Genomic DNA, 23,238 nt, shown 5'->3' with positions numbered 1-23,238 from the left:
ATCGGCGCCCTGTTCATGCTGATCCTGCTCGCGGCCGTGCTGGCCAGCGCGATCGGCGTGGTATGGACGCGCCACGAGAGCCGCGTGCTGTTCGTCAACCTGACCGCGTTGCAGAACCAGCGCGACGACTTGAACATCGAATACGGCAGGCTCGAACTGGAGCAGGCGACCTATGCCGAGCCGCGACGCATCGATGACGAGGCCCGGCAAAAACTGGGCATGATCGATCCGCGCCCGCAAGACATCAGGTTGCTGCACTGATGGCCTGGCACAAGCACAGCACGCCTCCCCAGCACGGTCGCCGCCGCAGTGCCGGTCCCAGTTCGCGCAAGCGGATGGTGGTGGTGGTCGGCCTGCTCGGGTTGGCCTCGCTCGGGCTGGTGGCGCGTGCGTTCGACCTGCAGGTCGTGCGCAAGCAGTTCTATCAGAGCCAGGGCGACGCGCGCTTTCTGCGTGTAATGCCGATCCCGGTGTCGCGCGGCACCATCTTCGACCGCAACGGCGAGCCGTTGGCGGTGTCGACACCGGTGATGTCGATCTGGGCGAATCCCTCGGAAGTCCTCGACAACGAGGATCGCATTCCGCAGTTGGCGCGGGCGCTGGGTGTGGATGCGGGTGAATTGAAGGAGCAGCTGGCGCAGCGTTCCGACAAGGAATTTGTCTATCTGCGTCGGCAGATGTCGCCAGAGGCAGCGCAGGCCGTGCTGGACTTGAGCATCCCCGGCATCAACGGCCAGCGCGAGTTCAAGCGCTACTACCCGTCCGGCGAAGTGACCTCGCACGTGCTCGGCTTCACCAACATCGACGACCACGGTCAGGAAGGTCTGGAGCTGGCCTACGACGACTGGCTGTCCGGCAAGCCGGGTGCCAAGCGGGTCATTCGCGACCGCATGGGTCATGTGGTGGAGAACGTCGAACAGATCCGTGCGCCGAAGCCGGGGCAGGACCTCACGCTCAGCATCGATCGCCGTATCCAGTTTCTCGCCTACAACGAACTGAAAAGCACGCTGGAGAAATCGCAGGCCGATTCCGGTTCGATGGTGGTACTCGACGTGAAGACCGGCGAAGTGCTGGCCATGGTCAACCTGCCGACCTACAACCCGAATGCACTCAGCGGCAGCCAGCCGGGCCAACGGCGCAACCGGGCGATGACCGACGTGCTTGAGCCGGGTTCCACCGTGAAGCCCATTCTTATGGCCGCGGCGCTATCCAGCGGCAAGTTCACACCGACCAGTCCGATCATCGACACCACCGGTGGCCACTGGTATTTCCAGGGGCACGATATCCATGACACGCATAATTACGGCTTGCTGACACCGACGGGCGTCATCACCAAGTCGAGCAACGTGGGTGCCGCGCATATCGCGATGCAGCTCGACACCGGCCTGATGTACGACACCTATCGCGCATTCGGTCTGGGCGACAGCACCCAGAGTGGATTCCCGGGTGAAGCCTCCGGTCACCTGCGGATCGGGCGCGACTGGCGTCCACTGGAAAAAGCCATTCTCGGTTACGGCTATGGTCTCAACGTGACTGTGCTGCAGCTGGCCAATGCTTACGCCACGATCGCGGATGGTGGCGTGATGCATACCCCCACCTTCATCAAGGGCAACGACAACACGGCGAAGCAGATCGTCTCGCCAGATGTGTCGATCCAGCTGATCCGGATGATGGAGACGGTGACCGGCCCTGGCAGCACCGGCACGACGGCGCGCATTGCGAACTACAGCGTGGCCGGCAAGACCGGCACCGCGCACAAGGCCGCCGGTGGCAGCTATGCCAAGAACAACTACACGGCGGCGTTCGCCGGCATCGTGCCTGCATCGAATCCACGCCTGGTTGGTGTGGTCGTGGTCGATGATCCGAAGAAGGGCAGCTATTACGGCGGCACGGTGTCCGGGCCGGTGTTCTCCAAGGTGATGGATGGCGCGTTGCGCCTGCTCGACGTGCCGCCGGACAACATCGGTCGCTGGTATGTCGGTGGTCCACTGCAGAGTCCCGACGGGCTGGTGGGCAACAAGGCGCCGGTGGATACGCCGATCGACGACGCGCCGATCGATGGAGGTGCGCCATGAGTACCGGCCATCTCGATCAGCTGCTGCTGGGGATTGCCGACGCGCAGGTTGCCGCCGCGCCGGGTGCCGGCCGCATCGTGCTGTCCGGGCTCACGCTCGACTCGCGCCGTGCGCAGCGCGGCGATGCATTTTTCGCATTGCGCGGCACCCAGGGTCACGGCATCGAATTCGCTGCCAGCGCGGTGCAGCGTGGCGCGCAGGTCGTACTGGCTGAAGCGCCTGCGATCGACGGCGTGACGCCACTGGACGTGCCGCTGCTGTGGATCGAGAACCTACACACGCAGGTCGGCGAGATCGCCGCGCGCTTCTACGAGCGTCCCAGCGAATCGATGCGGATGGTCGGCGTCACCGGCACCAACGGCAAGACCTCGTGCGTGCAATTGCTGGCACAGGCACTGACCCTGCTCGGTCATCGCGCGGCCTCGATCGGCACGCTCGGTGCCGGCGTGCATGGCCAGTTGCGCGAAGGCGAGCGCACCACACCCGATGCAATCAGTGTGCAGGCGTTGCTCGCGGATTTTCGCGATACCGAAGTCAGTCATGTGGCGATGGAAGTGTCGTCGCACGCGCTGGAACAGGGCCGCGTGGGCGCGGTGGATTTCGAAGTGGCCGCGTTCACCAATCTCACCCGCGATCACCTGGATTATCACGGCAGCATGGAAGCCTATGGCGCAGCCAAGGCGAAGCTGTTCGCGTGGCCGGGACTGCAGAGCGCGGTGATCAATATCGACGATGCGTTCGGCCGCGAGCTGGCGACGCAGTTGCCCGCCGGCGTGCAGCCGTTGCGCTTCAGCATGGCCGACGACAGCGACGCGGAGATTGCCGCCAGCGCCATCGCCACCTCGGCCGAAGGGCTGGCGTTCCAGCTGCGCACGCCGTGGGGTGTGCTCACGATCAATAGTCATCTGCTTGGTCGCTTCAATGTGGCGAACCTGCTCGCGGTGGTGGGTTGCCTTGGCGCGCTGGGCGAATCGTTTTCGCGCATCGTGGCTGCGGTCGAACAGCTGCAGCCGGTCAACGGCCGCATGAGCCGGCTCGGCGGCCTGCATGGCCTGCCGCTGGTCGTGGTCGATTACGCACACACGCCGGACGCGCTGGAGCAGGCATTGAATGCCGTGCGTGCACATTGCGCCGGCAAATTGATCTGCGTGTTCGGCTGCGGTGGCGAACGCGACGCCGGCAAGCGTCCGTTGATGGGTGAAATCGCCGCGCGGCTGGCGGATGTCGCGATCGTCACCGACGACAATCCGCGCGGCGAAGACGGCGACGCGATCGTGGCGCAGATCGTCGCCGGCATGGCGGCAGCACGTGCGATGACGGTCGAGCGCGATCGCGCGTCGGCAATCGGTCAGGCGCTGCAACTGGCGCACTCCGGCGATGTGGTGCTGATCGCCGGCAAGGGTCATGAAACCTATCAGGATGGCGCGGCCGGCAAGCGCCCGTTCGACGATCTGGCGGTGGCACATGCCGCGCTGGAACGGATCAGCCGGGAGCCGCGCGCATGATGTCGCTGAGCGCCATCGCGGTGTGGACCCGCGGGCAGCTGTTCGGCGCCGATGTCGAAGTAACCGGTGTCGCCATCGATACCCGCAAGCTCGCATCGGGCGATCTGTTTGCGGCGTTCAAGGGCGAGCACGTGGACGGCCACGACTATCTTGCCCAGGCAGCCGCGCGCGGTGCAGCGGCAGCGTTGGTGGAACGCAAAGTCGACAGCGAGCTGCCGCAGGTGCTGGTAGACAACGTGGAGCTGGCGCTGGGTGACTTGGCCAGCGCAGTGCGTGCGCAGCGCAGCGCGCGGGTGATCGGCATCACCGGCTCAAACGGCAAGACTACGGTGAAGACGCTGACTGCGGCGATCCTCTCGCTGCATGGCCGCACCCATGTGAATGCCGGCAGCTACAACAACGAGATCGGCCTGCCGCTGACCTTGCTGGCGATGCCGGTCGACGCCGAATACGCGGTGCTGGAAATGGGTGCCGGCAAGCCGGGCGACATCGCGTATCTCGCTGCCATCGCGCGGCCCGATATCGGCCTCGTCAACATCATCGCGCCGGCGCATCTTGAGCGGATGGGCAGCGTGGAAGGCGTCGCCGAGACCAAGGGCGCGCTGTACCAGGCGCTGCCGGCCGACGGCGTGGCGATCATCAATGCGGACGACGCGTTCGCCAGTTTCTTCAGTGGCCTGGCCGGCACGCGCCGGGTGCTGCGCTTCGGTCTCGACCACAAGGCGGATGTGGGTGCCGACATCATCGAGCAGCGCGTGGACGGATCGCGCTTCGTGCTGAGCACGCCGGTGGGTGACACCGAGGTGGCGTTGCCACTATCGGGGCGACACAACGTGGCCAACGCGCTGGCCGCCGCATCGATCGCGCTGGCGCTGGACGTGCCGCTGGCGACGATCGTCACCGGACTGGAGCAGGCGAGTGCCGTCGCAGGTCGGCTCAAGCGTGAGGCCATGTCTGGTGGCTGGACGTTGATCGACGACAGCTACAACGCCAATCCCAGCTCCATGGCGGCGGCGATCGACACGCTGGCGTTGGCACAAGGCGAGCGCTGGCTGGTGCTGGGCGACATGGCGGAACTGGGTGCGGATGCACGTGCGTTGCATGCGCAGGTGGGTGAATGCGCCCGCAAGCGCGGCATCGAGCGGTTGTTTGCAGTTGGCCCGTTGAGCGCTGCAGCAGTCGAGGCATTCGAGGCGCAAGGCGAACATTTCGATGACAAGGCAGTACTGGTCGCTGCGTTGCAGTCGCGTCTGCACAGCAGCGTGACATGTCTGGTCAAGGGCTCGCACTCGGCGGGTATGGAACAGGTGGTTGCCGCATTGCGAAACCCCGAGCAAAAGGAGGGCGCCTCCGATGCTGCTTGAACTCGCTGACTGGATGGCACGGCATTTCACCGCGCTGCATCTGTTTCAGTACATCACCTTTCGCACGATCATGGCTGCGCTCACCGCGCTGGCGATGTCGCTGCTGTGCGGACCGTGGCTGATCAATCGGCTGGCTGCGCTGAAGGCTGGCCAGGTGGTGCGCAGCGACGGCCCGCAGACGCATCTGGTCAAGGCCGGCACGCCGACCATGGGCGGCGTGATGATCCTGCTCTCGGTCACCGTCGCCACCTTGCTGTGGGCCGACCTGCGCAACCGCTACGTGTGGGTGGTGCTGGCCGTGATGCTGACCTACGGTGCGATCGGTTTCTACGACGACTACCGCAAGCTGGTGCTGAAGGACAGCCGCGGGCTGGCCAGCCGCTGGAAGTATTTCTGGCAGTCGGTGTTCGGTCTCGGTGCGGCGCTGTTCCTGTACTACAGCGCGCCGCATGTAGGTGTTGCAGGCCTGCCGGTGGCCGAGACCGCGCTGTACTTGCCGCTGTTCAAGCAGGTGGTGCTGCCGCTGGGGCTGTTCTTCGTGGTGGTGACCTATTTCATGATTGTTGGCTTCTCCAACGCGGTGAACCTCACCGACGGACTGGATGGTTTGGCGATCATGCCGACCGTGCTGGTCTCCGGTGCGCTGGGCATCTTCGCGTACCTGGCTGGCAACAAGGTGTTCTCCGAATACCTCGGTATCCCCTCGATTCCCGGTGCCGGCGAGCTGGCCATTTTCACCGGCGCACTGGCTGGCGCGGGGCTCGGCTTCCTGTGGTTCAACACGTATCCGGCACAGGTGTTCATGGGCGATGTCGGCGCACTGGCGATGGGTGCTGCGCTCGGCTGCGTTGCGGTGATCGTGCGTCAGGAAATCGTGCTGCTGGTGATGGGTGGCGTGTTCGTGATGGAAACCGCCTCGGTGATGATCCAGGTCGCCAGTTTCAAGCTCACCGGCAAGCGCGTGTTCCGGATGGCGCCGATCCATCACCACTTCGAGTTGAAGGGCTGGCCGGAGCCACGGGTGATCGTGCGCTTCTGGATCATCAGCGTGGTGCTGGTGCTGGTCGGTCTTGCCACGTTGAAGGTGCGCTGATGTTCGGTTTCGACAGCACTCAGGCCAAACGCCGGCAGGGTCCGCGCGGCAGCTTCGACCTGTGGTTGCTGGTCGGGCTGATCGGGCTGGTCAGCGTCGGCGTGGTGATGGTGACCTCCAGCTCGATCGCGGTGGCCGACAGCCAGCACATGGGTGCGTTCTATTTTCTGCGCAAGCACCTGATCTTTCTCAGTCTCGGCGCGCTGGCGGCTGCCATGGCGATGCGTACCGAATTGAAGCTGTTCGAGAAGTACGCGTTCCATCTGATGCTGTTGGCGTTCGTGCTGCTGCTGGCGGTGTTCGTGCCGCATCTGGGCATGCGCCTCAACGGCGCGCGCCGCTGGCTGAACCTGCTGGTGACCACGTTCCAGCCGGTCGAGGCGGTGAAGTTGATTCTGGTGGTGTACATCGCCAGCTACCTGGTGCGTCATCGCGAGAGTGTGGAGACGCGCTTCCTTGGCCTGTTCAAGCCTGTGATGGTGGCCGGCGTGATCGTGCTGATGCTGCTGGCGCAGCCGGACTTCGGCTCGGCCACGCTGGTGATCGCGGTGACCATCGCGATGGTCTGGCTTGGCGGTGCGCGACCGATCTTCCTGTTCCTGATGGGTCTGCCGCTGATGCCGCTGCTGTATATCGCGGCGACCGGCGAGAGCTACCGCATGAAGCGGCTGACCACGTTCATGGATCCGTGGAAGGACCCGTTCAACGACGGCTTCCAGCTGACTCAGTCATTGATGGCGATCGGTCGCGGCGAGTGGACCGGCGTGGGTCTGGGCTCCAGCGTGCTGAAATTGTCTTACCTGCCGGAAGCGCATACCGACTTTATCTTTGCGGTGATTGGCGAGGAACTTGGTCTGGCCGGGGTGATCCTGGTGGTTGGCCTGTTCGCGCTGGTCGTCGGGCGGGGCCTGTATCTGGGCTTGAAGGGCATCGAAGTGGGTCAGCGCTTTGCTGGCTACGTCGCCTTCGGTATCTCGCTGATGTTGGCGATGCAGGCGATCGTGTCGGTCGGTGTGAACCTCGGCGCACTGCCGACCAAGGGCCTGACCTTGCCGCTGATCAGCTATGGCGGCTCGTCGATGGTGCTGACCTGCGCGATGGCCGGCGTGCTGCTGCGCGCCACGTTCGAGATCAATCGCGCGCTCGACGCACGGCAGATGACCTCGCGCATACCGGCCGCCGCGGTGGCCGATGCCAACGTCGCGGTGAAGCCGCGCGAAGCGGTGGCCGCATGAAGACGCAGGCACCCGTGCTGATCATGGCCGGTGGTACCGGTGGCCATATCTTCCCCGGCCTGGCCGTGGCCGAGTGCCTGCGTGCGCAGGGCGTGCCGGTAGTGTGGCTGGGCGCGGTCGGCGGGATGGAAACGAAGGTGGTACCGGCACAGCGGATCGAGCTGCACACGGTGGCGGTCGGTGGCTTGCGCGGCAAGGGCATCAAGACCCGGCTGCTGGCGCCGCTGATGCTGCTGCGCGCGCTGTTCGCCTCGCTGGCCGTGCTGCGCCAGGTGAAGCCGCGCAGTGTGCTGTCGATGGGTGGGTACGTTGCAGGTCCCGGTGGTCTTGCTGCGTGGCTGCTGCGGCGGCCGCTGCTGGTGCACGAACAGAATCGCGTCGCCGGCTTCACCAACCGCAAGCTGGCCGGACTGGCGAAGCGCGTGCTGGCCGGTTTCGCCGATGCATTGCCGCAGGCCGAGTGGGTTGGCAATCCGGTGCGCGATGCGATCGCGGCGTTGCCGCCGCCCGCACAGCGCATGGCAGGCCGCAGCGGCAGGCCGCGCCTGCTGGTACTCGGCGGCAGCCTCGGTGCGCGCGCCTTGAACCTCGCGGTGCCGCAGGCGCTGGCTCAGCTGACCCCGGCGCAGCGTCCCGAGGTGGTGCATCAGTGCGGCACGCGCGGCCTCGACGAGGCGCGAGCAGCGTATGCAAAGGCCGGCGTCGAGGCGCAGGTGGTGGCCTTCATCGACGACATGGCTGGCAGCTACGAATGGGCCGATCTGGCTGTCTGCCGTGCCGGTGCATTGACCCTGGCCGAACTGACCGCGGCCGGACTCGGCGCGGTGCTGGTGCCGTTCCCGCACGCGGTGGACGACCACCAGACACGTAATGCCGAGGCGCTTGTGGCGATCGGCGCCGCTGAACTGATGCAGGAGAGCAAGCTGGACATACAGATTTTGGCGCAGCGACTGGAGTCGTTGCTGGGTGATCGCAGTCGCTTGCTGGCGATGGCCGAGGCCGCGCGCACGCTGGCGAAACCCGACGCGGCGCAGGTCATCGCGCGCGCTTGCATGGAGGTGGCCGCATGACGCCGCGTCGCCTGCATGCACACGAAGACCTGATGAGCACGTTCAAGCGCGTGCACTTCATCGGCATCGGCGGCGTCGGCATGAGCGGCATCGCCGAAGTGCTGCACAACCTCGGCTACGCGGTGTCCGGTTCCGACCGCGCGAATTCGCCGACCGCACTGCGCTTGCAGCAGCTCGGGATCATCGTGCATGTCGGGCATGCCGCCGAACATATCGGCGACGCCGACGTAGTGGTGACCTCGAGCGCGATCAAGGCGGACAACGCGGAGCTGGTCGCTGCCCGTGCGGCGCGTATCCCAGTGATCCCGCGTGCGGAGATGCTCGGCGAGCTGATGCGTTTCCGTCGTGGCGTGGCGATTGCCGGCACTCACGGCAAGACCACCACCACCAGCCTCACCGCCAGCGTGCTGGCCGAGGCCGGCTACGATCCGACCTTCGTGATCGGTGGCCAGTTGAACGCGGCCGGCGCGAATGCGCGGCTGGGCACGGGCCAGTATCTGGTCGCGGAAGCCGATGAATCCGATGGCTCGTTCCTGCTGCTGTCGCCGGTGATTGCGGCGGTTACCAATATCGACGCCGATCACTTGGAGAACTACGGCGGCGACTTCGCCCAGGTGAAGAAGGCATTCGCCGATTTCCTGCACCGGCTGCCGTTCTACGGTCTGGCCGTGCTGTGCGTGGACGATGCGGAAGTGGCCGAACTGGCGAAATCCACCACGCGCCGCGTGATGACTTACGGCATCGACACGGCAGACGCCGACGTGCGCGCGCTGAATGTGACCCAGCATGGCTTCGAAATGCATTTCGATCTGATGCTGCCGGGCCGCGCCGATGCGTTGCCGGTGAAGCTCAACCTGCCGGGTCGGCACAACGTGCTGAACGCGCTGGCCGCCGCTGCGATCGGCTGGCAGCTGGGCGTGGAAGCCGAAGCCATGGCCCATGCGCTGGAGCATTTCCAGGGGGTCGGTCGTCGCTTCCATCGGCGCGGCGAGATCGCGTTGGACCAGGGCAGCGTGCTGCTGGTCGACGATTACGGCCATCACCCGCGCGAACTCGCGGCGGTGTTCGCCGCCGCGCGCGGTGGCTGGCCGGATCGTCGGTTGGTGGTCGGTTTCCAGCCGCATCGCTACAGCCGTACTCGCGACCTGCTGGACGATTTCGCGAACGTGCTCGCCGATGCCGACGTGCTAGTGCTGACCGAGGTCTATGCCGCTGGCGAAACGCCGATCATCGGTGCCGACGGCCGTGCCCTGGCGCGCGCCGTGCGTGCACGCGGCAAGGTCGACCCGGTGCTGATCGAGCATCCACGCGAATTCAAGGACACCTTGCCGACCTTGCTGCACGACGGTGATCTGTTGCTGTTGCTGGGCGCCGGCGACATCGGCGCGGCAGCGGTGGAGTTGGCCCACGTCGGTCATCTGAGGACAAGCAAGTGAGCATGAAAATTACAGACCCCGCCCAGTTCGGTCGCGTCGCCGTGGTGATGGGCGGCAGCTCGGCCGAGCGCGAAGTGTCGCTCGATTCCGGCCGCAACGTCTTGGCCGCGCTGCAGGCGCGCGGGATCGATGCGCATGCGATCGACGGTATCCCGGCATTGCTCGATGCGTTGCGCGCCGGCCACTTCGCGCGCGTGTTCAACATTCTGCACGGCCAGCATGGCGGTGGTGAGGATGGCGTGCTGCAGGGCGCGCTGGAGTCGCTCAACGTGCCATACACCGGTTCGGGCGTGCTCGGTTCCGCGCTCTCGATGGACAAGACGCGCTCCAAGCGCGTGTGGCAGTCGCTTGGCCTGACCACACCGGGATTCGTCGCGCTGCCACGTGGCGCCGATGTGCATGCCGCGGCGAAGCAGATCGGTTTTCCGCTGATCGTGAAGCCGGCCTGTGAAGGCTCCAGCGTGGGCGTCACCCGCGTGTTCGAGGAAGCGCAGCTCGATCAGGCGGTGCAACTGGCCGCGAAGTATCCGGGCGACCTGCTGATGGAAACCCTGATCGAAGGCGACGAGCTGACTGTCGCCATCCTCGGTCGCGAGGTGCTGCCGACGATCCACATCGTGCCGAAGGGCGCGTTCTACGACTACAACGCGAAATACATCGCCGAGGACACGCTCTATCTCTGTCCTGGCCTCGAAGGCCATGCCGAAAGCGAGTTGCGCACGCTGTCGCTGCAGGCATTCGATGCGCTCGGCTGCCATGGCTGGGGCCGCGTCGACGTGATGCGCGACCGCAACGGTCGCAACTGGCTGCTGGAAGTGAACACCGCGCCGGGCATGACCTCGCACTCGCTGGTGCCGAAGGCCGCCGCGGCCGCCGGCATCGACTATCAGGAGCTGTGTTGGCGCGTGCTCGAAACCAGTTTCCGGGAGGGCGCGTGAAGGGAACCATCCGCCTCGTTGCCTGGTGTCTGGCCATCGCGCTGGTCGCGCTGCCGATCGTCGGCGTGCTGCGCGGATGGTTTGCGGCCAGCCGTTGGCCGGTGACCCAGTTGACTGTGCAGGCCGAGTTCAAGCACGTCACTGCAAACGAGATTCGCGACGTGGTGCGACCACGGCTGGGCAAAGGTTTCTTCGCGCTGGATCTCGATGCCGTGCAGAAGGCCGTCGCCGCGTTGCCGTGGGTGGAGTCGGCCGAGGCGCGCAAGCGCTGGCCGGACACCTTGCAACTGCGCATCTACGAACGGCAGCCGTTCGCGCGCTGGAACGACAAGCAGCTGATCAGCCGGCAGGGCCTGGTGTTCGACGCGCCGGGCGCGACCGATACCAGCGCCTTGCCGGATCTGCACGGCCCGGATGCGCGGCTGGCCGAAGTGGTGAGCTTTTACGCCGAGACGCAGAAGGCGTTCGCCGGTACTCATCTGCAGATCAACGGCGTGGCGCTGACCGAGCGCGGCAGCTGGAGTGTCAGCACCGCCAGCGGCGCGCAGATCGTGATCGGCGATCGCGAGCAGGCCAGCCGGCGGCTGCGCCGTTTCCTCGATGTCTATCCGCAGCTGATCGCCGGTCATACCGACGCTTTCGCCTACGCCGATCTTCGTTACACCAATGGATTTGCCGTGCGCTGGCCGCAAGCGGCCGCCGCCAACGCTGGAGGTTCGCCCCGCTCATGAAGACGATCTGCCTATTGAAGGCCGCCCTATGAAATCGCGCAACGACAAGCAGCTGGTGGTCGGCCTCGATATCGGCACCTCGAAAGTGGTGGCGATCGTCGGCGAGTACGAGCCGGGCGAGCCGATCACCGTGATCGGCATCGGCACGCATGTATCGCGCGGCATGAAGCGCGGCTCGGTGGTCGACATCGAATCGACCGTGCACTCGATCCAGCGCGCGGTGGAGGAGGCTGAGCTGATGGCCGGCTGCGACATCCGCTCGGTGTACGCATCGATCTCCGGCAGCCATCTGGAAACCCGCAACTCGCACGGCAACGCGGCGATCCGCGACCGCGAAGTGACTGTCGGCGATCTGGAGCAGGTGCTGGAGGCGGCCAGCGCGGTGGCGATCCCGGCCGATCGCAAGGTTCTCTATAAGGAGTCACAGGAGTACCGCATCGATGGCCAGGACGGTATCCGTTCGCCGGTCGGGATGAGCGGCGTGCGCCTGGAAGCGAACGTGCATCTGGTCACCGGCGCGGCGGCGGCGGTGCAGAACATCACCAAATGCATCCAGCGCTGTGGGCTGTCGGTGGACGAGCTGGTGCCGTCGGCACTGGCCAGCGCCAAGGCGGTGCTGACCGACGACGAGCGCGAGCTGGGCGTGTGTCTGGTCGACATCGGCGCCGGCACTACCGACATCGCGATCTACACCCAGGGTTCGATCCGCTACACCGCGTCGCTGCCGGTTGGCGGCGACCAGGTCACCAGCGATATCGCCTATGGCGTGCATACGCCGACCGCGCATGCCGAGGAGATCAAGATCAAGTACGCCTGTGCGCAGACCGGGTTGGCGCACGCCGAGGAAACCATCCAGGTACCCAGCGTCGGCGATCGGCCGCCGCGTCGGCTCGCGCGGCAGTCGCTCGCGCAGAGCGTGCAGGCGCGCTACGAGGAAATCTTCGAGATGGTGCAGGACCAGCTGCGTCGCTCCGGCTACGAGAGCCTGGTCGCGGCCGGCGTGGTGCTGACCGGCGGCGCCTCGAAGATGGAAGGTGCGCTGGAGCTGGCCGAGGAGATCTTTCACAAGATGGTGCGCATCGGCGTGCCGCAGCAGATCGATGGTCTGGGCGAAGTCGTTTCCAGTCCGCTGCACGCCACCGGCGTGGGCCTGCTGCTGCATGGCGCGCGCGCCGGCGGCACGCGGGTCGGTGGGCCGGCGGGCGGCAGTGTTGGTGGTCTGGTCGGCAAGTTGCGCGGCTGGATCACCAAGAATTTTTGATCGCTGGTTTTGATTTTTTGGGTGACGCAGGACGCGTCGCCTCGGGCGAATGGATATCCGCCCACCACCATGGACCGACAGGAGTCGCGATCCCTGGTTACAACGACAACAACTCTTAGGAGGACGGGAAATGTTTGAACTGATTGATAAACTCGCACCCAATGCAGTAATCAAAGTGATCGGCGTGGGCGGCGGCGGCGGCAATGCCGTAGCGCACATGCTCAACTCCAACATCGAAGGCGTCGAGTTCATCGTCGCCAATACCGACGCGCAGGCTATGACCAGCTGCGGCTCGCGGACCCACCTGCAGCTCGGTGGCAATGTAACCAAGGGTCTCGGTGCCGGCGCCAATCCGGAAGTCGGCCGTCAGGCGGCGCTGGAAGATCGTGAGCGCATCGAAGCGATGCTCGAAGGTGCCGACATGGTGTTCATCACCGCCGGCATGGGCGGCGGTACCGGTACCGGCGCGGCGCCGGTGGTGGCGCAGCTGGCCAAGGAGAAGGGCATCCTCACCGTGGCGGTGGTGACCAAGCCGTTCCCGTTCGAGGGTCGCCGGCGCATGCAGGTCGCCTTGAAGGGCATCGAGGACCTGTCACAACACGTCGACTCGCTGATCACCGTGCCGAACGAGAAGCTGCTCAGCGTGCTCGGCCGTGACGTGACCTTGCTCAACGCGTTCAAGGCCGCCAACGACGTGCTGCAGGGTGCCGTGCAGGGTATTGCCGACCTGATCACGGCCCCGGGCCTGATCAACGTCGACTTTGCCGACGTGCGCACGGTGATGTCGGAAATGGGCTTGGCGATGATGGGCTCGGGCACCGCCCGTGGCGATGACCGCGCGCAGGCGGCGGCCGAGGCGGCGATCAAGAACCCGCTGCTGGAAGACGTCAACCTCAATGGCGCCTGCGGCATCCTGGTCAACGTCACCGCCGGTCCGAACCTGACCATGCGCGAATTCGACGAAATCGGTCGTATCATCCATGACTTCGCCAGCGAAGACGCCACCGTGGTGATCGGTACCTCGCTCGATCCGGAAATGAAGGACGATGTGCGCGTTACCGTGGTGGCCACTGGCCTCAATCGTGCCAATGCGTCGCGCCAGCAGCCGCCGATCCGCATGGTCGAAACGCAGCAGGTGCAGATGCGTCCGCGTCCGGTGGTGCTGCGTACCGGTACCGGCAATGAAGTGGTCGATTACGCACAGCCGGAGATGACGATCAGCAGCCATAGCCGTGCGGAACCCGCCGCAGCGGCGAAGAATGCCGAGCCGGGCTTCGATTACCTGGATATTCCGGCGTTCCTGCGTCGTCAGGCTGACTAATGGCAGATTGCACAAGTTAAGGAGATGCGAAAATATTGAACGAACGCCCGCGAGACGGGTCACTCTTCCAGCGTGCCCAAACCGGCTGTCCACCGCCGGGGTTGGTGCCGCCGTTGCCGGGTCATGGCGGCGAGCGGAGCGGGTGGATTGACCTGGTCGGGCAACCGTTCGCAGGTGTAGCAGCAAGACTGTGCGTCGGGATGGCGCATGGCCAGCCGTAACGGGTTCGCCCGGTGCGACTAGCCCGATGTTCCGTACCGGATTCCCGTCCCAGGTACGGAACATTGTGTCGATTCGCCGGATTGTCGGGAGAAACGGCAGCGGATGCCCATCGCTTTCAAGGATGAAAGAAACATGAAGGCTTAATCAGACTGTACGGTACGGTTTGCTTTTATCACAGGTTAAAACTGTGTTAGCATCCGCCCCTGATTGGCTGCTGCCTACACAGGTACCAACAACAATGATCAAGCAGCGTACGCTGAAAAATATCATCCGGGCGACCGGTGTCGGCTTGCATACGGGTGACAAGGTGTACATGACCTTGCGGCCGGCGGCACCGAATACCGGCATCGTATTTCGCCGCACGGATCTCGATCCACCGGTGGATATTCGCGCCCGCCAGGACAACGTCGGTGATACCCGACTGTCGACCACACTGGTCAATGGCGATGCCCGTGTTTCCACGGTCGAGCATCTGCTCTCCGCGATGGCCGGGCTTGGTATCGACAATGCGTATGTCGACCTGTCCGCGCCGGAAGTGCCGATCATGGACGGCAGTGCCGGTCCGTTCGTGTTCCTGCTGCAGTCCGCGGGCATCGAAGAGCAGAACGTGGCCAAGCGCTTCATTCGCATCAAGAAGCCGGTGAAAGTGCAGGAAGGCGACAAATGGGCCAGCTTCGAGCCATTCGAAGGTTTCAAGGTCGGCTTCTCGATCGACTTCAATCATCCGATCATCAGCAAGCGCACTTCGCGCGCCGAGATCGACTTTTCCACCACTTCCTTCGTCAAGGAAGTGAGCCGGGCGCGCACGTTCGGCTTCATGCGCGACATCGAGATGCTGCGCGAACACAACCTCGCGCTGGGCGGGTCGATGGACAACGCCGTGGTGCTGGATGACTACCGCGTATTGAACGAAGACGGTCTCCGTTACGAGGATGAATTCGTCAAGCACAAGATCCTCGACGCGATCGGCGATCTGTACCTGCTTGGTCACAGCCTGATCGGTGCCTATCACGCGCACAAGTCGGGCCATGAACTGAACAACAAGCTGCTGCGCACGCTGATGGCCGATGCCTCGGCGTGGGAAGAGGTCAGCTACCAGGACGATCCGGCGACTTCGCCAATCTCCTATGCGCACCCGGCGCAGGCGATTTAAGTCGCACCTGACGCCTCACAGCAGCAACACTTAGCAAAAACGGCCATATCGTGAGATATGGCCGTTTTTTTTGTGATGAACAGCACATTTCGACCGCGTCTTGCTTCACGCCTCGATGACATTTCGGGCTATTCCTTAACCTGCTGCATGCTATAAACCCACTCTTGTCATACGGATTGGCAGCGTCAGCATGATGTGCCGGTACACGTAGGGCGGAGCGATTAGTGGGATTCAATCCGCTTCGGAGTCAGGGGAATCAGCGGTTTCGGCGAGGGACGCCAGCTCAAGGAACAGTACCCGCCATTCGGGGTCTGTGAATGACGCGGCAGCGGCCCGTAAATGGGTGGCTGCGGCGAGCGAAAGCGGTTTCGACCGATCCGGCGCTGTTGCAACCGGTGGTTGGGGGGCCACTTTCACGGTGACTGAACTGGCGCTCGTGCCGATGGCATGCGCGGTGGCAAGGATCTGTGTCTGCATCAAGCGCAGGCGCGACGCCCAGGCCGGTGAAGACGCCAAAAAGACGAGGCGGTCGTTGCGCAGGTTGGCGAATCGCACCTGCTCGCGCAACGGCGACGGCAACGTCTGACGCAATGCGCGATCCAGCGCTTCCAGCGCGCCGGCCTTTTTGGCCAGCGTCGCGAAGGAGCCACAGTCGACAAGGGACTTCGGTCCGTTGCCGATGCGGCGGGAAGTGGCTGGAGCGGCGCGTTGCATGGTGCCGACATTCGATTCAGGAAAGACATGCAAATCATACTCGTATCACGTGCCAGGAAATTGCCGAAGACCCTCGATCTGGCGGATCGGCGGCTGCGCTGGAAGTTATTGTCGCTGCTGTCGCTGGGCGTGCTCGGCTGCATTGGTGCGGGCATGGCGCTGGCGCTGATGGTCGCCAGCCCGCGTGACCTGGCGCTGGCGCAAATCCAGGAGTTGCAGCAGCAAATCCGGCAACAGAACACGCAGCTGGGTGGTGTGCGCCAAGATGCCCAGCGCGGCCTCGATGCGCTGGCGGTGAAGCTGGGGCAGTTGCAGGCGCAGTCGACCCGATTGAATGCGCTGGGCGAACGCTTGATCGAGGTTGGCAAACTCGATGACGGCGAGTTCAATTTCGACCAGCAGCCGGCGGTGGGCGGTGTCGAGGACATCGGCGGCAGTGCCTACGCGTTGCCGCAGGCGCTGGACAACAGCATCAGCCAGCTGGCCAGCCAGTTTGACTTGCAGCAGGCGCAGTTGTCGGCGCTGCAGAGCTTGTTGCTGGATGCCAAGATCGAATCGAATCTGAAACCGACCGGGATGCCGGTGCCTGGCTATATCTCGTCCTATTTCGGCGTGCGTGCGGATCCGTTCGACGGCCGCTCCGCACGGCATACCGGCATCGACATCGCCACCCCGCTGGGTACGTCGGTGCATGCCGTTGCCGAAGGCATGGTGACGTTTGCTGGCGTGCGTAGCGGCTATGGCAACGTGGTCGAGGTCGACCATGGCAATGGCTACATGACCCGCTATGCCCACAACAGTGTGCTGGACGTGCATCCGGGCCAGCACGTGCAGGTAGGCGACGTGCTTGCCCAAGCCGGCTCGACCGGCCGCTCGACCGGCTCGCATGTGCATTTCGAGGTCTGGTACGACGGGCGCGTGGTCAATCCGCTGGCCTTTGTGCGCAACCACCGGTAACGCCGCGTCTTTTGGCGGCAATCCCTTGAATCCGGTCATGGCCGGCGCCATGCAGAATGCTGGCCCGGCGTGCCTTGAGCCGTGCCTTCGCGGGCATGGCTTCATGGGCATGCCTTCAATGGGCATGTAGTAATATGCCCGATTGGCCCGTGTCTGTTGCGGGCATTCTGTTCCCCAATCCGGAAGACCGATGTTCAATCGTGCCCTGACGAGCTTGTTTGGTAGCCGCAACGAGCGCGTATTGCGCCAGCTTTCCCGAACCGTTCACCGCATCAATGCGTATGAACCTGAATTCGAAAAGCTGAGCGACGACGCGTTGCGCGGCAAAACCGACGAGTTCAAACAGCGGGTCGCCAATGGCGAGTCGCTGGACAAGCTGCTGCCGGAAGCGTTTGCGGTGGTGCGCGAGGCGGCCAAGCGCACGCTGGGCATGCGCCATTACGACGTGCAGATGATTGGTGGCATGGTGCTGCATCAGGGCAGGATTGCCGAGATGCGCACCGGCGAGGGCAAGACCCTAGTCGGCACGTTGCCGGTCTACCTCAATGCGCTGGCCGGCAAGGGCGTGCATGTGGTTACCGTCAACGACTATCTGGCCCGGCGCGATTCCGCGCAGATGGGCAAGCTGTACAACTTTCTCGGCCTGAATGTGGGCGTGGTGTACCCGGGCATGGATCACGCCGACAAGCACGCGGCCTACGCCACCGACATCACCTACGGTACCAACAACGAGTTCGGTTTCGACTACCTGCGCGACAACATGGCGTTGAGCAAGGAGCAGCGCTACCAGCGCGGCCTGCATTACGCGATCGTCGACGAGGTCGACTCGATCCTGATCGACGAAGCGCGCACGCCGCTGATCATTTCCGGGCCGGCCGAGGATTCTCCGCAGCTGTACCTGGCAGTGAACAAGATCGTGCCGCAGATGATCCGGCAGACCGAGGAAGACGGCAGCGGCGACTACTGGGTCGACGAGAAGCAGAAACAGGTACACCTGTCCGAAGAGGGCATGCAGCACGCCGATGAGCTGCTGCAGGCCGCCGGCGTGATCGAGCAGGACAGCGGCCTGTACGATTCCAAGAATCTGGCGGTGGTGCATCATCTCAATGCGGCGCTGCGTGCCAATGGCATCTACCAGCGCGACGTGGATTACATCGTGCGCGATGGGGAAGTGATCATCGTCGACGAGTTCACCGGCCGCACCCTGGCGGGTCGACGCTGGTCCGATGGCTTGCATCAGGCGGTCGAGGCGAAGGAAGGCGTGCCGATCCAGCGCGAGAACCAGACGCTGGCCACGGTGACGTTCCAGAACCTGTTCCGCATGTACAAGAAGCTGGCCGGCATGACCGGTACGGCCGATACCGAAGCGTTCGAATTCCAGAGCATCTACGGGCTGGAAGTGGTGGTGATTCCCACCCACAAGCCGATGATCCGGGTGGACAACTCGGACATGATCTTCCTTGCCCAGGATCCGAAATACCGCTCGGTGATCGAGGACATCAAGGATTGCCACAAGCGCGGCCAGCCGGTACTGGTCGGCACCACCTCGATCGAAGTGTCCGAGCTGCTGTCCGGTCTGTTGAAAAAAGCCGGTGTGGCGCACGAGGTGCTAAACGCCAAGCAGCATGAGCGCGAAGCGCACATCGTGGCGCAGGCCGGCGCACCCGGACAGGTCACCATCGCCACCAACATGGCCGGTCGCGGTACCGACATCGTGCTCGGTGGCAGTCTGGACGTGGCCCTGGCCGCGCTGCCGGAAGACGCCAGCGAGATCGATCGCCAGCGCGTCAAGGCCGAGTGGAAGAAGCTGCACGAGCAGGTGCTCGCCGCTGGCGGCCTGCACATCATCGGCACCGAGCGGCACGAGTCGCGGCGCATCGACAATCAGTTGCGCGGCCGTTCCGGCCGTCAGGGCGATCCGGGCTCCTCGCGTTTCTACCTGTCGCTGGAAGACAACCTGCTGCGCATCTTCGGCGGCGAAGGTCTGGTGCGCTGGATGAAGCGCTTCGGCATGAAGGACGACGACGCGCTGGAAGATCGCATGATCAGCCGGCAGATCGAGAAAGCGCAGCGCAAGGTCGAGCAGCACAACTTCGACATCCGCAAACACCTGCTGGAATTCGACGACGTCGCCAACGACCAGCGCAAGGTGATCTACCGCCAGCGCGACGAATTGCTCGAGGGCGACGACGTGTCGGCCACGGTCGCCGACATCCGCGAGGATGTGGTGCAGACCATGGTGCGCGCGTACGTGCCGGCCGAAAGCATCGATGAGCAGTGGGACCTGACTGGTCTCGACCGTGAGCTGGAAAGCGAGTTCGGCCTGTCGCTCGAGTTGAAGCACTGGATCGAGCAGCAGCACGAGATCGATGCCGAGATGATCCTCGCGCACGTGCGCAATGCGGTGAATGAGCTGTTCCAGGCCAAGGAAGCACAGATCGGTGCCGACACCATGCGCCAGCTGGAAAAGCACATCATGCTGACGGTAGTCGACAACGCCTGGAAGGATCACCTATCCAACATGGACTATCTGCGCCAGGGCATCTATCTGGTTGGCTATGCGCAGCAGGATCCGAAGCAGGCGTTCAAGCGCGAGTCGTTCAAGCTGTTCTCCGAGATGCTCGGCCGGATCAAGACCGAAGTCGTGCAGATGCTGGCGCGGATCCGCATTCGCAGTGAAGAGGAAGTCGCCGCGATGGAGGCTGAGCAGCAGCGCATGGCGGAGCGCCTGCAGAAGCAGATGCTGGCGACCGGTGGCGGTGCGCCGGTGGGCGCGTTCGGCGGCGATGCGGAGGCACCGGTTGGCGCCGGCATGCGCATCGCACAGCCGCCGGCCGAGCACGATGGTCCCAAGGTGGGACGCAACGAGCCGTGCCCGTGCGGCTCCGGCAAGAAGTACAAGCACTGCCATGGCCAGCTCGCCTGAGCCATTCCGGCAGTCATGAAAAACCCCGCCGCGGCGGGGTTTTTCATGAGCGCAGATGCAATCCGCGCCGAATCAATCTTCGCCGCCCGGCGGCCGCTTGCGATATGGCTCGGCATTCACCGTGATGTACTGCGGCTCCTCGCCATCCAGTCGCAGTGCGGTCAGCTGACCGCCCCACACGCAGCCGGTATCGATCGCGTGTACGCCGAGCCCCGCAAATCGACCGAGCGTGGACCAGTGGCCGCAGACGATGCGGGTGTCGCGCCGGCGCATGCCGGGCACCGAGAACCACGGATACAGTCCCGGCTTCTGCGTGCCAGGAATGCCTTTGGCCTCGAAGTCGATCCGCCCGTTGACGTCGCAATAGCGCATCCGGGTCATCGTGTTGATCGTGGCGCGCTGGCGATCCAGCCCCTGCAGGCGGCTTGACCACACCGCCGGCCGGTTGCCGAACAGGTTGCGCAGCAGGCGCGGATGACGCGGGCTGGACAGCTCGCGCTCGACATCTTCGGCCGATCTCTGTGCCTGTCGCAAGGTCCACATCGGGGCCAGGCCGGCATGCACCATCGTCCAGTTGAGCTGTTCGTCGTGGTGCAGCAGTTTCTGCGAGCGCAGCCATTCGAACAGCACCGGCGCGTCGTCGGCGAACAGCACTTCACGCAGTTCGGGATTCACCCGCGCCTGCGCATCCGGACGCCGCTGGGCAATCGCCAGCAGGCTCAGGTCGTGGTTGCCCAGGGTGACCACGCTGTGCTCGCGCAGGCTGTGGATCAGCCGTAGCGTCTCCAGCGACTGGCCACCGCGGTTGACCAGGTCGCCGCAGAACCACAATTGATCCTGCGCCGGATCGAAGCGCAGCTTGTCGAGCAGGCGTTGCAATTCGGGATAGCAGCCCTGCACGTCGCCGATCGCGTACGTAGCCATGTCAGCGCTGAACCATCAGTGCAGCGTGCGCGGAATGGACAGGGTGAAGGTCGGAATGGGTGCTTCGAACTCCGTGCCGTCGTCGGCCAGCATCTGGTAGCTGCCGCCCATGGTGCCCACCGGAGTTTCCAGCACGGCACCCGAGGTGTATTCGTAATCGTCGCCGGGACGCATCCATGGCTGTTCGCCGACCACGCCATCGCCGGTCACTTCTTCCACCTTGCCATTGGCATCGGTGATCATCCAGCGACGGGTGAGCAGGCGTGCAGGCATCTTGCCGGCATTGCGCAGGGTGACGGTGTAGGCGAAAACGTAGCGATTGTCACCGGGCTTCGATTGATCGGGGACGAAGCGTGTTTCGACCTGCACATCGATCGTGTAGGAAGATTTTTCAGTCATGACCCGATTGTAAGGCCTGCCGCCGCGAATGGGGCGCAGCGGTCGCAATTGAAACGCATCCGGTCGATCAAAGGCTGCCGTAGACCTTGGCCAGTCGCACGAAATCGGCCGGTGCGAGTGTTTCGGCACGAGCCTTGGGGTCGACATCGGCGCGGCGGATCGCATCACTGTCGAGCAACTGCTTGAGTGCGTTGGCCAGCGTCTTGCGCCGTTGACCGAACGCGGCCTTGACCACGGCGTAGACATGCTCGGGTCGCGCATCATGCAGCTCGTGCGGTTCCAGCGGCAGCAGCCGCACCACCGCCGACTCCACTTTCGGCGGCGGCCGGAACGCTTCCGGCGGCACGTTGAACAGCGGCTCGACCCGACAGGCCAGCTGCAGCATCACGGATAGCCGTCCATACACCTTGCTGCCCGGTTCGGCGGCCATGCGGTCGACCACTTCCTTCTGCAGCATGAAATGCATGTCCTGGATCGCAGCTGCATGCTCGACGCAGTGGAACAGGATCGGACTGGAGATGTAGTAGGGCAGATTGCCGGCGATGCGCAGCCGCGGCGCGCCGTGGCTGTGCGCCATCGCGGTGAAATCCACCTTCAGTACATCGGCGTGGATGATGTGCAGCTCACCGACGCTGGCGGCACGCGCCTGCAGGCCGGGGATCAGGTCGGTGTCCAGCTCGATCGCGGTGAGCTTGCCGGCGGCAGTCAGCAACGGCAGTGTCAGTGCGCCTTCACCGGGACCGATCTCGACCACGAAATCTTCCGCGCGCGGTGCCACGGCGCTGACGATGCGTTCGATGTAGCGGCGATCGTGCAAGAAGTGTTGGCCGAAGCTTTTTTTGGGACGGGCGTTCATTTGATCGTTCTCGGCAAGATTGTCCCCTCATCCCGATCTTCCCCCCGCAAGGGAGAAGGGGGGCGAGTGTCGCGGCGCGCCACGAGTTCCAAGGCCATGTTGGCGGCGGCGATCAGACTGGCGGGATCGGCACGGCCAGTGCCGGCCAGATCCAGCGCGGTGCCGTGATCGACCGAGGTGCGGATGAACGGCAGGCCGAGGGTGAGGTTGACGGTGCGGTCGAACGCTTCGCTTTTCAGCACCGGCAGCGCCTGGTCGTGATACATCGCCAGCACGGCGTCGTAATGGCGGCGCTGGGCCGGCACGAACGCCGTGTCGGCGGGCAGCGGCCCGAGCAGGTGCATGCCTTCGTGGCGCAGCGCGTCCAGTGCCGGGATCAGCGTGTCGATTTCCTCGCGGCCGAGATGACCGCCTTCGCCGGCATGCGGATTGATGCCCAGCACGGCAATGCGCGGCTCGGCGATGCCGAACTTTGCCCGCAGTTCGGCATGCATGATGCGCAGCGTACGCGTCAGCGAGGCTTGCGTGATCGCGGCGGAAACCGCCGCCAGCGGCAGATGCGTGGTCGCCAGTGCCACACGCAGCTCCGGGCTTGCCAGCATCATCACCACTTCTGCGTGTGCGCGCTCGGCAAAGAATTCGGTGTGACCGCTGAAGCGGATACCGGCGTCGTTGATCGAGGATTTCTGCAGCGGCGCCGTGACTACGGCGTCGTAGCGACCGGCCATGCAGCCATCGGCCGCTTCGGCCAGCGTATCCAGTACGTGCCGGGCATTGCGTGGATCGGGTTGGCCGGGTATTTCGTCGACTGCCAGCGGTGTGTGCCGCAGGCGCAGACTGCCGGGGCGGCGTTCGGTCTGCACGCTGCCATCGTCGTCGATCAGTTCGATGGCCACGCCGCAACGCGTGGCCGCGCGTTCCAGCAGCTGGCGGTCGGTGATCGCCACCAGACTGGCCGCCAGTGGAGTGGCGGCCAGTCGGATCAGCAGTTCCGCGCCGATGCCTGCCGGCTCACCGGCAGTGACCGCGAGCCGGGGCAATGGCATGGCGTTCAATCA

Annotated in this window: 20 protein-coding genes; 15 read left to right on the top strand and 5 right to left on the bottom strand. The window is 64.5% G+C overall.

Going from position 1 to position 23,238, the window contains the following annotated elements:
- The 13 genes from ftsL (at window position 1) to lpxC (ending at window position 15,404) form a co-directional block, all read left to right on the top strand.
- Window positions 1-261, top strand: coding sequence for a cell division protein FtsL (gene ftsL, locus IE071_RS10215; RefSeq protein ID WP_189441777.1), 261 nt, complete (start codon window positions 1-3; stop codon window positions 259-261).
- Entirely contained in the window at window positions 261-2,075 is a 1,815-nt protein-coding gene (locus IE071_RS10210) for a peptidoglycan D,D-transpeptidase FtsI family protein (RefSeq protein WP_189441106.1), read from the top strand. The genes ftsL and IE071_RS10210 overlap by 1 nt, the downstream gene beginning before the upstream one ends.
- Window positions 2,072-3,580, top strand: a complete 1,509-nt coding sequence (locus tag IE071_RS10205; RefSeq protein WP_189441105.1) for a UDP-N-acetylmuramoyl-L-alanyl-D-glutamate--2,6-diaminopimelate ligase — start codon at window positions 2,072-2,074, stop codon at window positions 3,578-3,580. Before IE071_RS10210 ends, IE071_RS10205 begins: the two co-directional genes overlap by 4 nt.
- Complete coding sequence (locus IE071_RS10200) at window positions 3,577-4,944, top strand: UDP-N-acetylmuramoyl-tripeptide--D-alanyl-D-alanine ligase (protein WP_189441104.1); 1,368 nt, start codon at window positions 3,577-3,579, stop codon at window positions 4,942-4,944. The genes IE071_RS10205 and IE071_RS10200 overlap by 4 nt, the downstream gene beginning before the upstream one ends.
- Window positions 4,934-6,037: a phospho-N-acetylmuramoyl-pentapeptide-transferase gene (gene mraY, locus IE071_RS10195; protein WP_189441103.1), complete on the top strand. Its 1,104-nt coding sequence runs from the start codon at window positions 4,934-4,936 to the stop codon at window positions 6,035-6,037. Before IE071_RS10200 ends, mraY begins: the two co-directional genes overlap by 11 nt.
- A complete protein-coding gene (gene ftsW, locus IE071_RS10190; protein ID WP_189441102.1) occupies window positions 6,037-7,272 on the top strand; it encodes a putative lipid II flippase FtsW in 1,236 nt (411 codons plus the stop codon). Before mraY ends, ftsW begins: the two co-directional genes overlap by 1 nt.
- On the top strand, window positions 7,269-8,342 hold the full coding sequence (gene murG / locus IE071_RS10185; protein ID WP_189441101.1) for an undecaprenyldiphospho-muramoylpentapeptide beta-N-acetylglucosaminyltransferase: 1,074 nt from the start codon (window positions 7,269-7,271) through the stop codon (window positions 8,340-8,342). The genes ftsW and murG overlap by 4 nt, the downstream gene beginning before the upstream one ends.
- Window positions 8,339-9,778 carry a UDP-N-acetylmuramate--L-alanine ligase gene (murC, locus tag IE071_RS10180; protein WP_189441100.1) on the top strand — a complete coding sequence of 480 codons (1,440 nt, stop codon included), beginning with the start codon at window positions 8,339-8,341 and terminating at the stop codon, window positions 9,776-9,778. Before murG ends, murC begins: the two co-directional genes overlap by 4 nt.
- A gap of 2 nt (window positions 9,779-9,780) precedes the next feature.
- On the top strand, window positions 9,781-10,716 hold the full coding sequence (locus IE071_RS10175) for a D-alanine--D-alanine ligase (RefSeq protein ID WP_189441099.1): 936 nt from the start codon (window positions 9,781-9,783) through the stop codon (window positions 10,714-10,716).
- Window positions 10,713-11,447 (top strand): cell division protein FtsQ/DivIB, encoded by a 735-nt coding sequence (locus tag IE071_RS10170; protein WP_189441098.1) that lies wholly within the window; start codon window positions 10,713-10,715, stop codon window positions 11,445-11,447. Before IE071_RS10175 ends, IE071_RS10170 begins: the two co-directional genes overlap by 4 nt.
- A gap of 28 nt (window positions 11,448-11,475) precedes the next feature.
- Entirely contained in the window at window positions 11,476-12,708 is a 1,233-nt protein-coding gene (gene ftsA, locus IE071_RS10165) for a cell division protein FtsA (RefSeq protein WP_189441097.1), read from the top strand.
- A 130-nt stretch (window positions 12,709-12,838) separates the two neighbouring features.
- The gene (gene ftsZ / locus IE071_RS10160) at window positions 12,839-14,029 is read left to right on the top strand and encodes a cell division protein FtsZ (RefSeq protein ID WP_189441096.1); all 1,191 of its coding nucleotides are present in this window, start codon (window positions 12,839-12,841) and stop codon (window positions 14,027-14,029) included.
- 460 nt (window positions 14,030-14,489) lie between these two features.
- The gene (gene lpxC, locus IE071_RS10155; protein WP_189441095.1) at window positions 14,490-15,404 is read left to right on the top strand and encodes a UDP-3-O-acyl-N-acetylglucosamine deacetylase; all 915 of its coding nucleotides are present in this window, start codon (window positions 14,490-14,492) and stop codon (window positions 15,402-15,404) included.
- 231 nt (window positions 15,405-15,635) lie between these two features.
- Here the strand turns inward: lpxC and IE071_RS10150 are convergent, their stop codons facing one another.
- The gene (locus IE071_RS10150; RefSeq protein ID WP_189441775.1) at window positions 15,636-16,118 is read right to left on the bottom strand and encodes a DciA family protein; all 483 of its coding nucleotides are present in this window, start codon (window positions 16,116-16,118) and stop codon (window positions 15,636-15,638) included.
- A gap of 27 nt (window positions 16,119-16,145) precedes the next feature.
- Between IE071_RS10150 and IE071_RS10145 the strand changes: the two genes are divergently transcribed.
- A complete protein-coding gene (locus IE071_RS10145; protein ID WP_189441094.1) occupies window positions 16,146-17,075 on the top strand; it encodes a M23 family metallopeptidase in 930 nt (309 codons plus the stop codon).
- 190 nt (window positions 17,076-17,265) lie between these two features.
- Window positions 17,266-20,001 (top strand): preprotein translocase subunit SecA, encoded by a 2,736-nt coding sequence (gene secA / locus IE071_RS10140; RefSeq protein WP_189441093.1) that lies wholly within the window; start codon window positions 17,266-17,268, stop codon window positions 19,999-20,001.
- A 72-nt stretch (window positions 20,002-20,073) separates the two neighbouring features.
- Here secA and IE071_RS10135 read toward each other — a convergent pair whose 3' ends face one another.
- The 4 genes from IE071_RS10135 to pdxA all read right to left on the bottom strand — a co-directional run bounded on the left by IE071_RS10135 (window position 20,074) and on the right by pdxA (window position 23,226).
- A complete protein-coding gene (locus tag IE071_RS10135) occupies window positions 20,074-20,925 on the bottom strand; it encodes a symmetrical bis(5'-nucleosyl)-tetraphosphatase (RefSeq protein ID WP_189441092.1) in 852 nt (283 codons plus the stop codon).
- 15 nt (window positions 20,926-20,940) lie between these two features.
- Window positions 20,941-21,324, bottom strand: coding sequence for a Co2+/Mg2+ efflux protein ApaG (gene apaG, locus IE071_RS10130; RefSeq protein ID WP_189441091.1), 384 nt, complete (start codon window positions 21,322-21,324; stop codon window positions 20,941-20,943).
- 67 nt (window positions 21,325-21,391) lie between these two features.
- On the bottom strand, window positions 21,392-22,180 hold the full coding sequence (gene rsmA, locus IE071_RS10125) for a 16S rRNA (adenine(1518)-N(6)/adenine(1519)-N(6))-dimethyltransferase RsmA (RefSeq protein ID WP_189441090.1): 789 nt from the start codon (window positions 22,178-22,180) through the stop codon (window positions 21,392-21,394).
- On the bottom strand, window positions 22,177-23,226 hold the full coding sequence (gene pdxA / locus IE071_RS10120; protein WP_189441089.1) for a 4-hydroxythreonine-4-phosphate dehydrogenase PdxA: 1,050 nt from the start codon (window positions 23,224-23,226) through the stop codon (window positions 22,177-22,179). The genes rsmA and pdxA overlap by 4 nt, the downstream gene beginning before the upstream one ends.
- Between the last annotated feature and the right edge of the window lie 12 nt (window positions 23,227-23,238).

The sequence above is a fragment of the Rhodanobacter panaciterrae genome, from assembly GCF_014651895.1.
Taxonomy (GTDB): Bacteria; Pseudomonadota; Gammaproteobacteria; order Xanthomonadales; family Rhodanobacteraceae; genus Rhodanobacter; species Rhodanobacter panaciterrae.
Note: the sequence above shows the minus strand (reverse complement) of the source record. Positions and strands in the feature narration are given on the sequence as shown.

Coding starts and splice junctions, on each gene's coding strand:
- IE071_RS10205 (WP_189441105.1), top strand. CDS start 2,072: ATGAGTACCGGCCATCTCGATCAGCTGCTGCTGGGGATTGCCGACGCG.
- apaG (WP_189441091.1), bottom strand. CDS start 21,324: ATGACTGAAAAATCTTCCTACACGATCGATGTGCAGGTCGAAACACGC.
- rsmA (WP_189441090.1), bottom strand. CDS start 22,180: ATGAACGCCCGTCCCAAAAAAAGCTTCGGCCAACACTTCTTGCACGAT.
- ftsW (WP_189441102.1), top strand. CDS start 6,037: ATGTTCGGTTTCGACAGCACTCAGGCCAAACGCCGGCAGGGTCCGCGC.
- ftsZ (WP_189441096.1), top strand. CDS start 12,839: ATGTTTGAACTGATTGATAAACTCGCACCCAATGCAGTAATCAAAGTG.
- ftsA (WP_189441097.1), top strand. CDS start 11,476: ATGAAATCGCGCAACGACAAGCAGCTGGTGGTCGGCCTCGATATCGGC.
- lpxC (WP_189441095.1), top strand. CDS start 14,490: ATGATCAAGCAGCGTACGCTGAAAAATATCATCCGGGCGACCGGTGTC.
- IE071_RS10145 (WP_189441094.1), top strand. CDS start 16,146: ATGCAAATCATACTCGTATCACGTGCCAGGAAATTGCCGAAGACCCTC.
- mraY (WP_189441103.1), top strand. CDS start 4,934: ATGCTGCTTGAACTCGCTGACTGGATGGCACGGCATTTCACCGCGCTG.
- murC (WP_189441100.1), top strand. CDS start 8,339: ATGACGCCGCGTCGCCTGCATGCACACGAAGACCTGATGAGCACGTTC.
- IE071_RS10175 (WP_189441099.1), top strand. CDS start 9,781: ATGAAAATTACAGACCCCGCCCAGTTCGGTCGCGTCGCCGTGGTGATG.
- IE071_RS10200 (WP_189441104.1), top strand. CDS start 3,577: ATGATGTCGCTGAGCGCCATCGCGGTGTGGACCCGCGGGCAGCTGTTC.
- IE071_RS10135 (WP_189441092.1), bottom strand. CDS start 20,925: ATGGCTACGTACGCGATCGGCGACGTGCAGGGCTGCTATCCCGAATTG.
- IE071_RS10210 (WP_189441106.1), top strand. CDS start 261: ATGGCCTGGCACAAGCACAGCACGCCTCCCCAGCACGGTCGCCGCCGC.
- murG (WP_189441101.1), top strand. CDS start 7,269: ATGAAGACGCAGGCACCCGTGCTGATCATGGCCGGTGGTACCGGTGGC.
- secA (WP_189441093.1), top strand. CDS start 17,266: ATGTTCAATCGTGCCCTGACGAGCTTGTTTGGTAGCCGCAACGAGCGC.
- IE071_RS10150 (WP_189441775.1), bottom strand. CDS start 16,118: ATGCAACGCGCCGCTCCAGCCACTTCCCGCCGCATCGGCAACGGACCG.
- pdxA (WP_189441089.1), bottom strand. CDS start 23,226: ATGCCATTGCCCCGGCTCGCGGTCACTGCCGGTGAGCCGGCAGGCATC.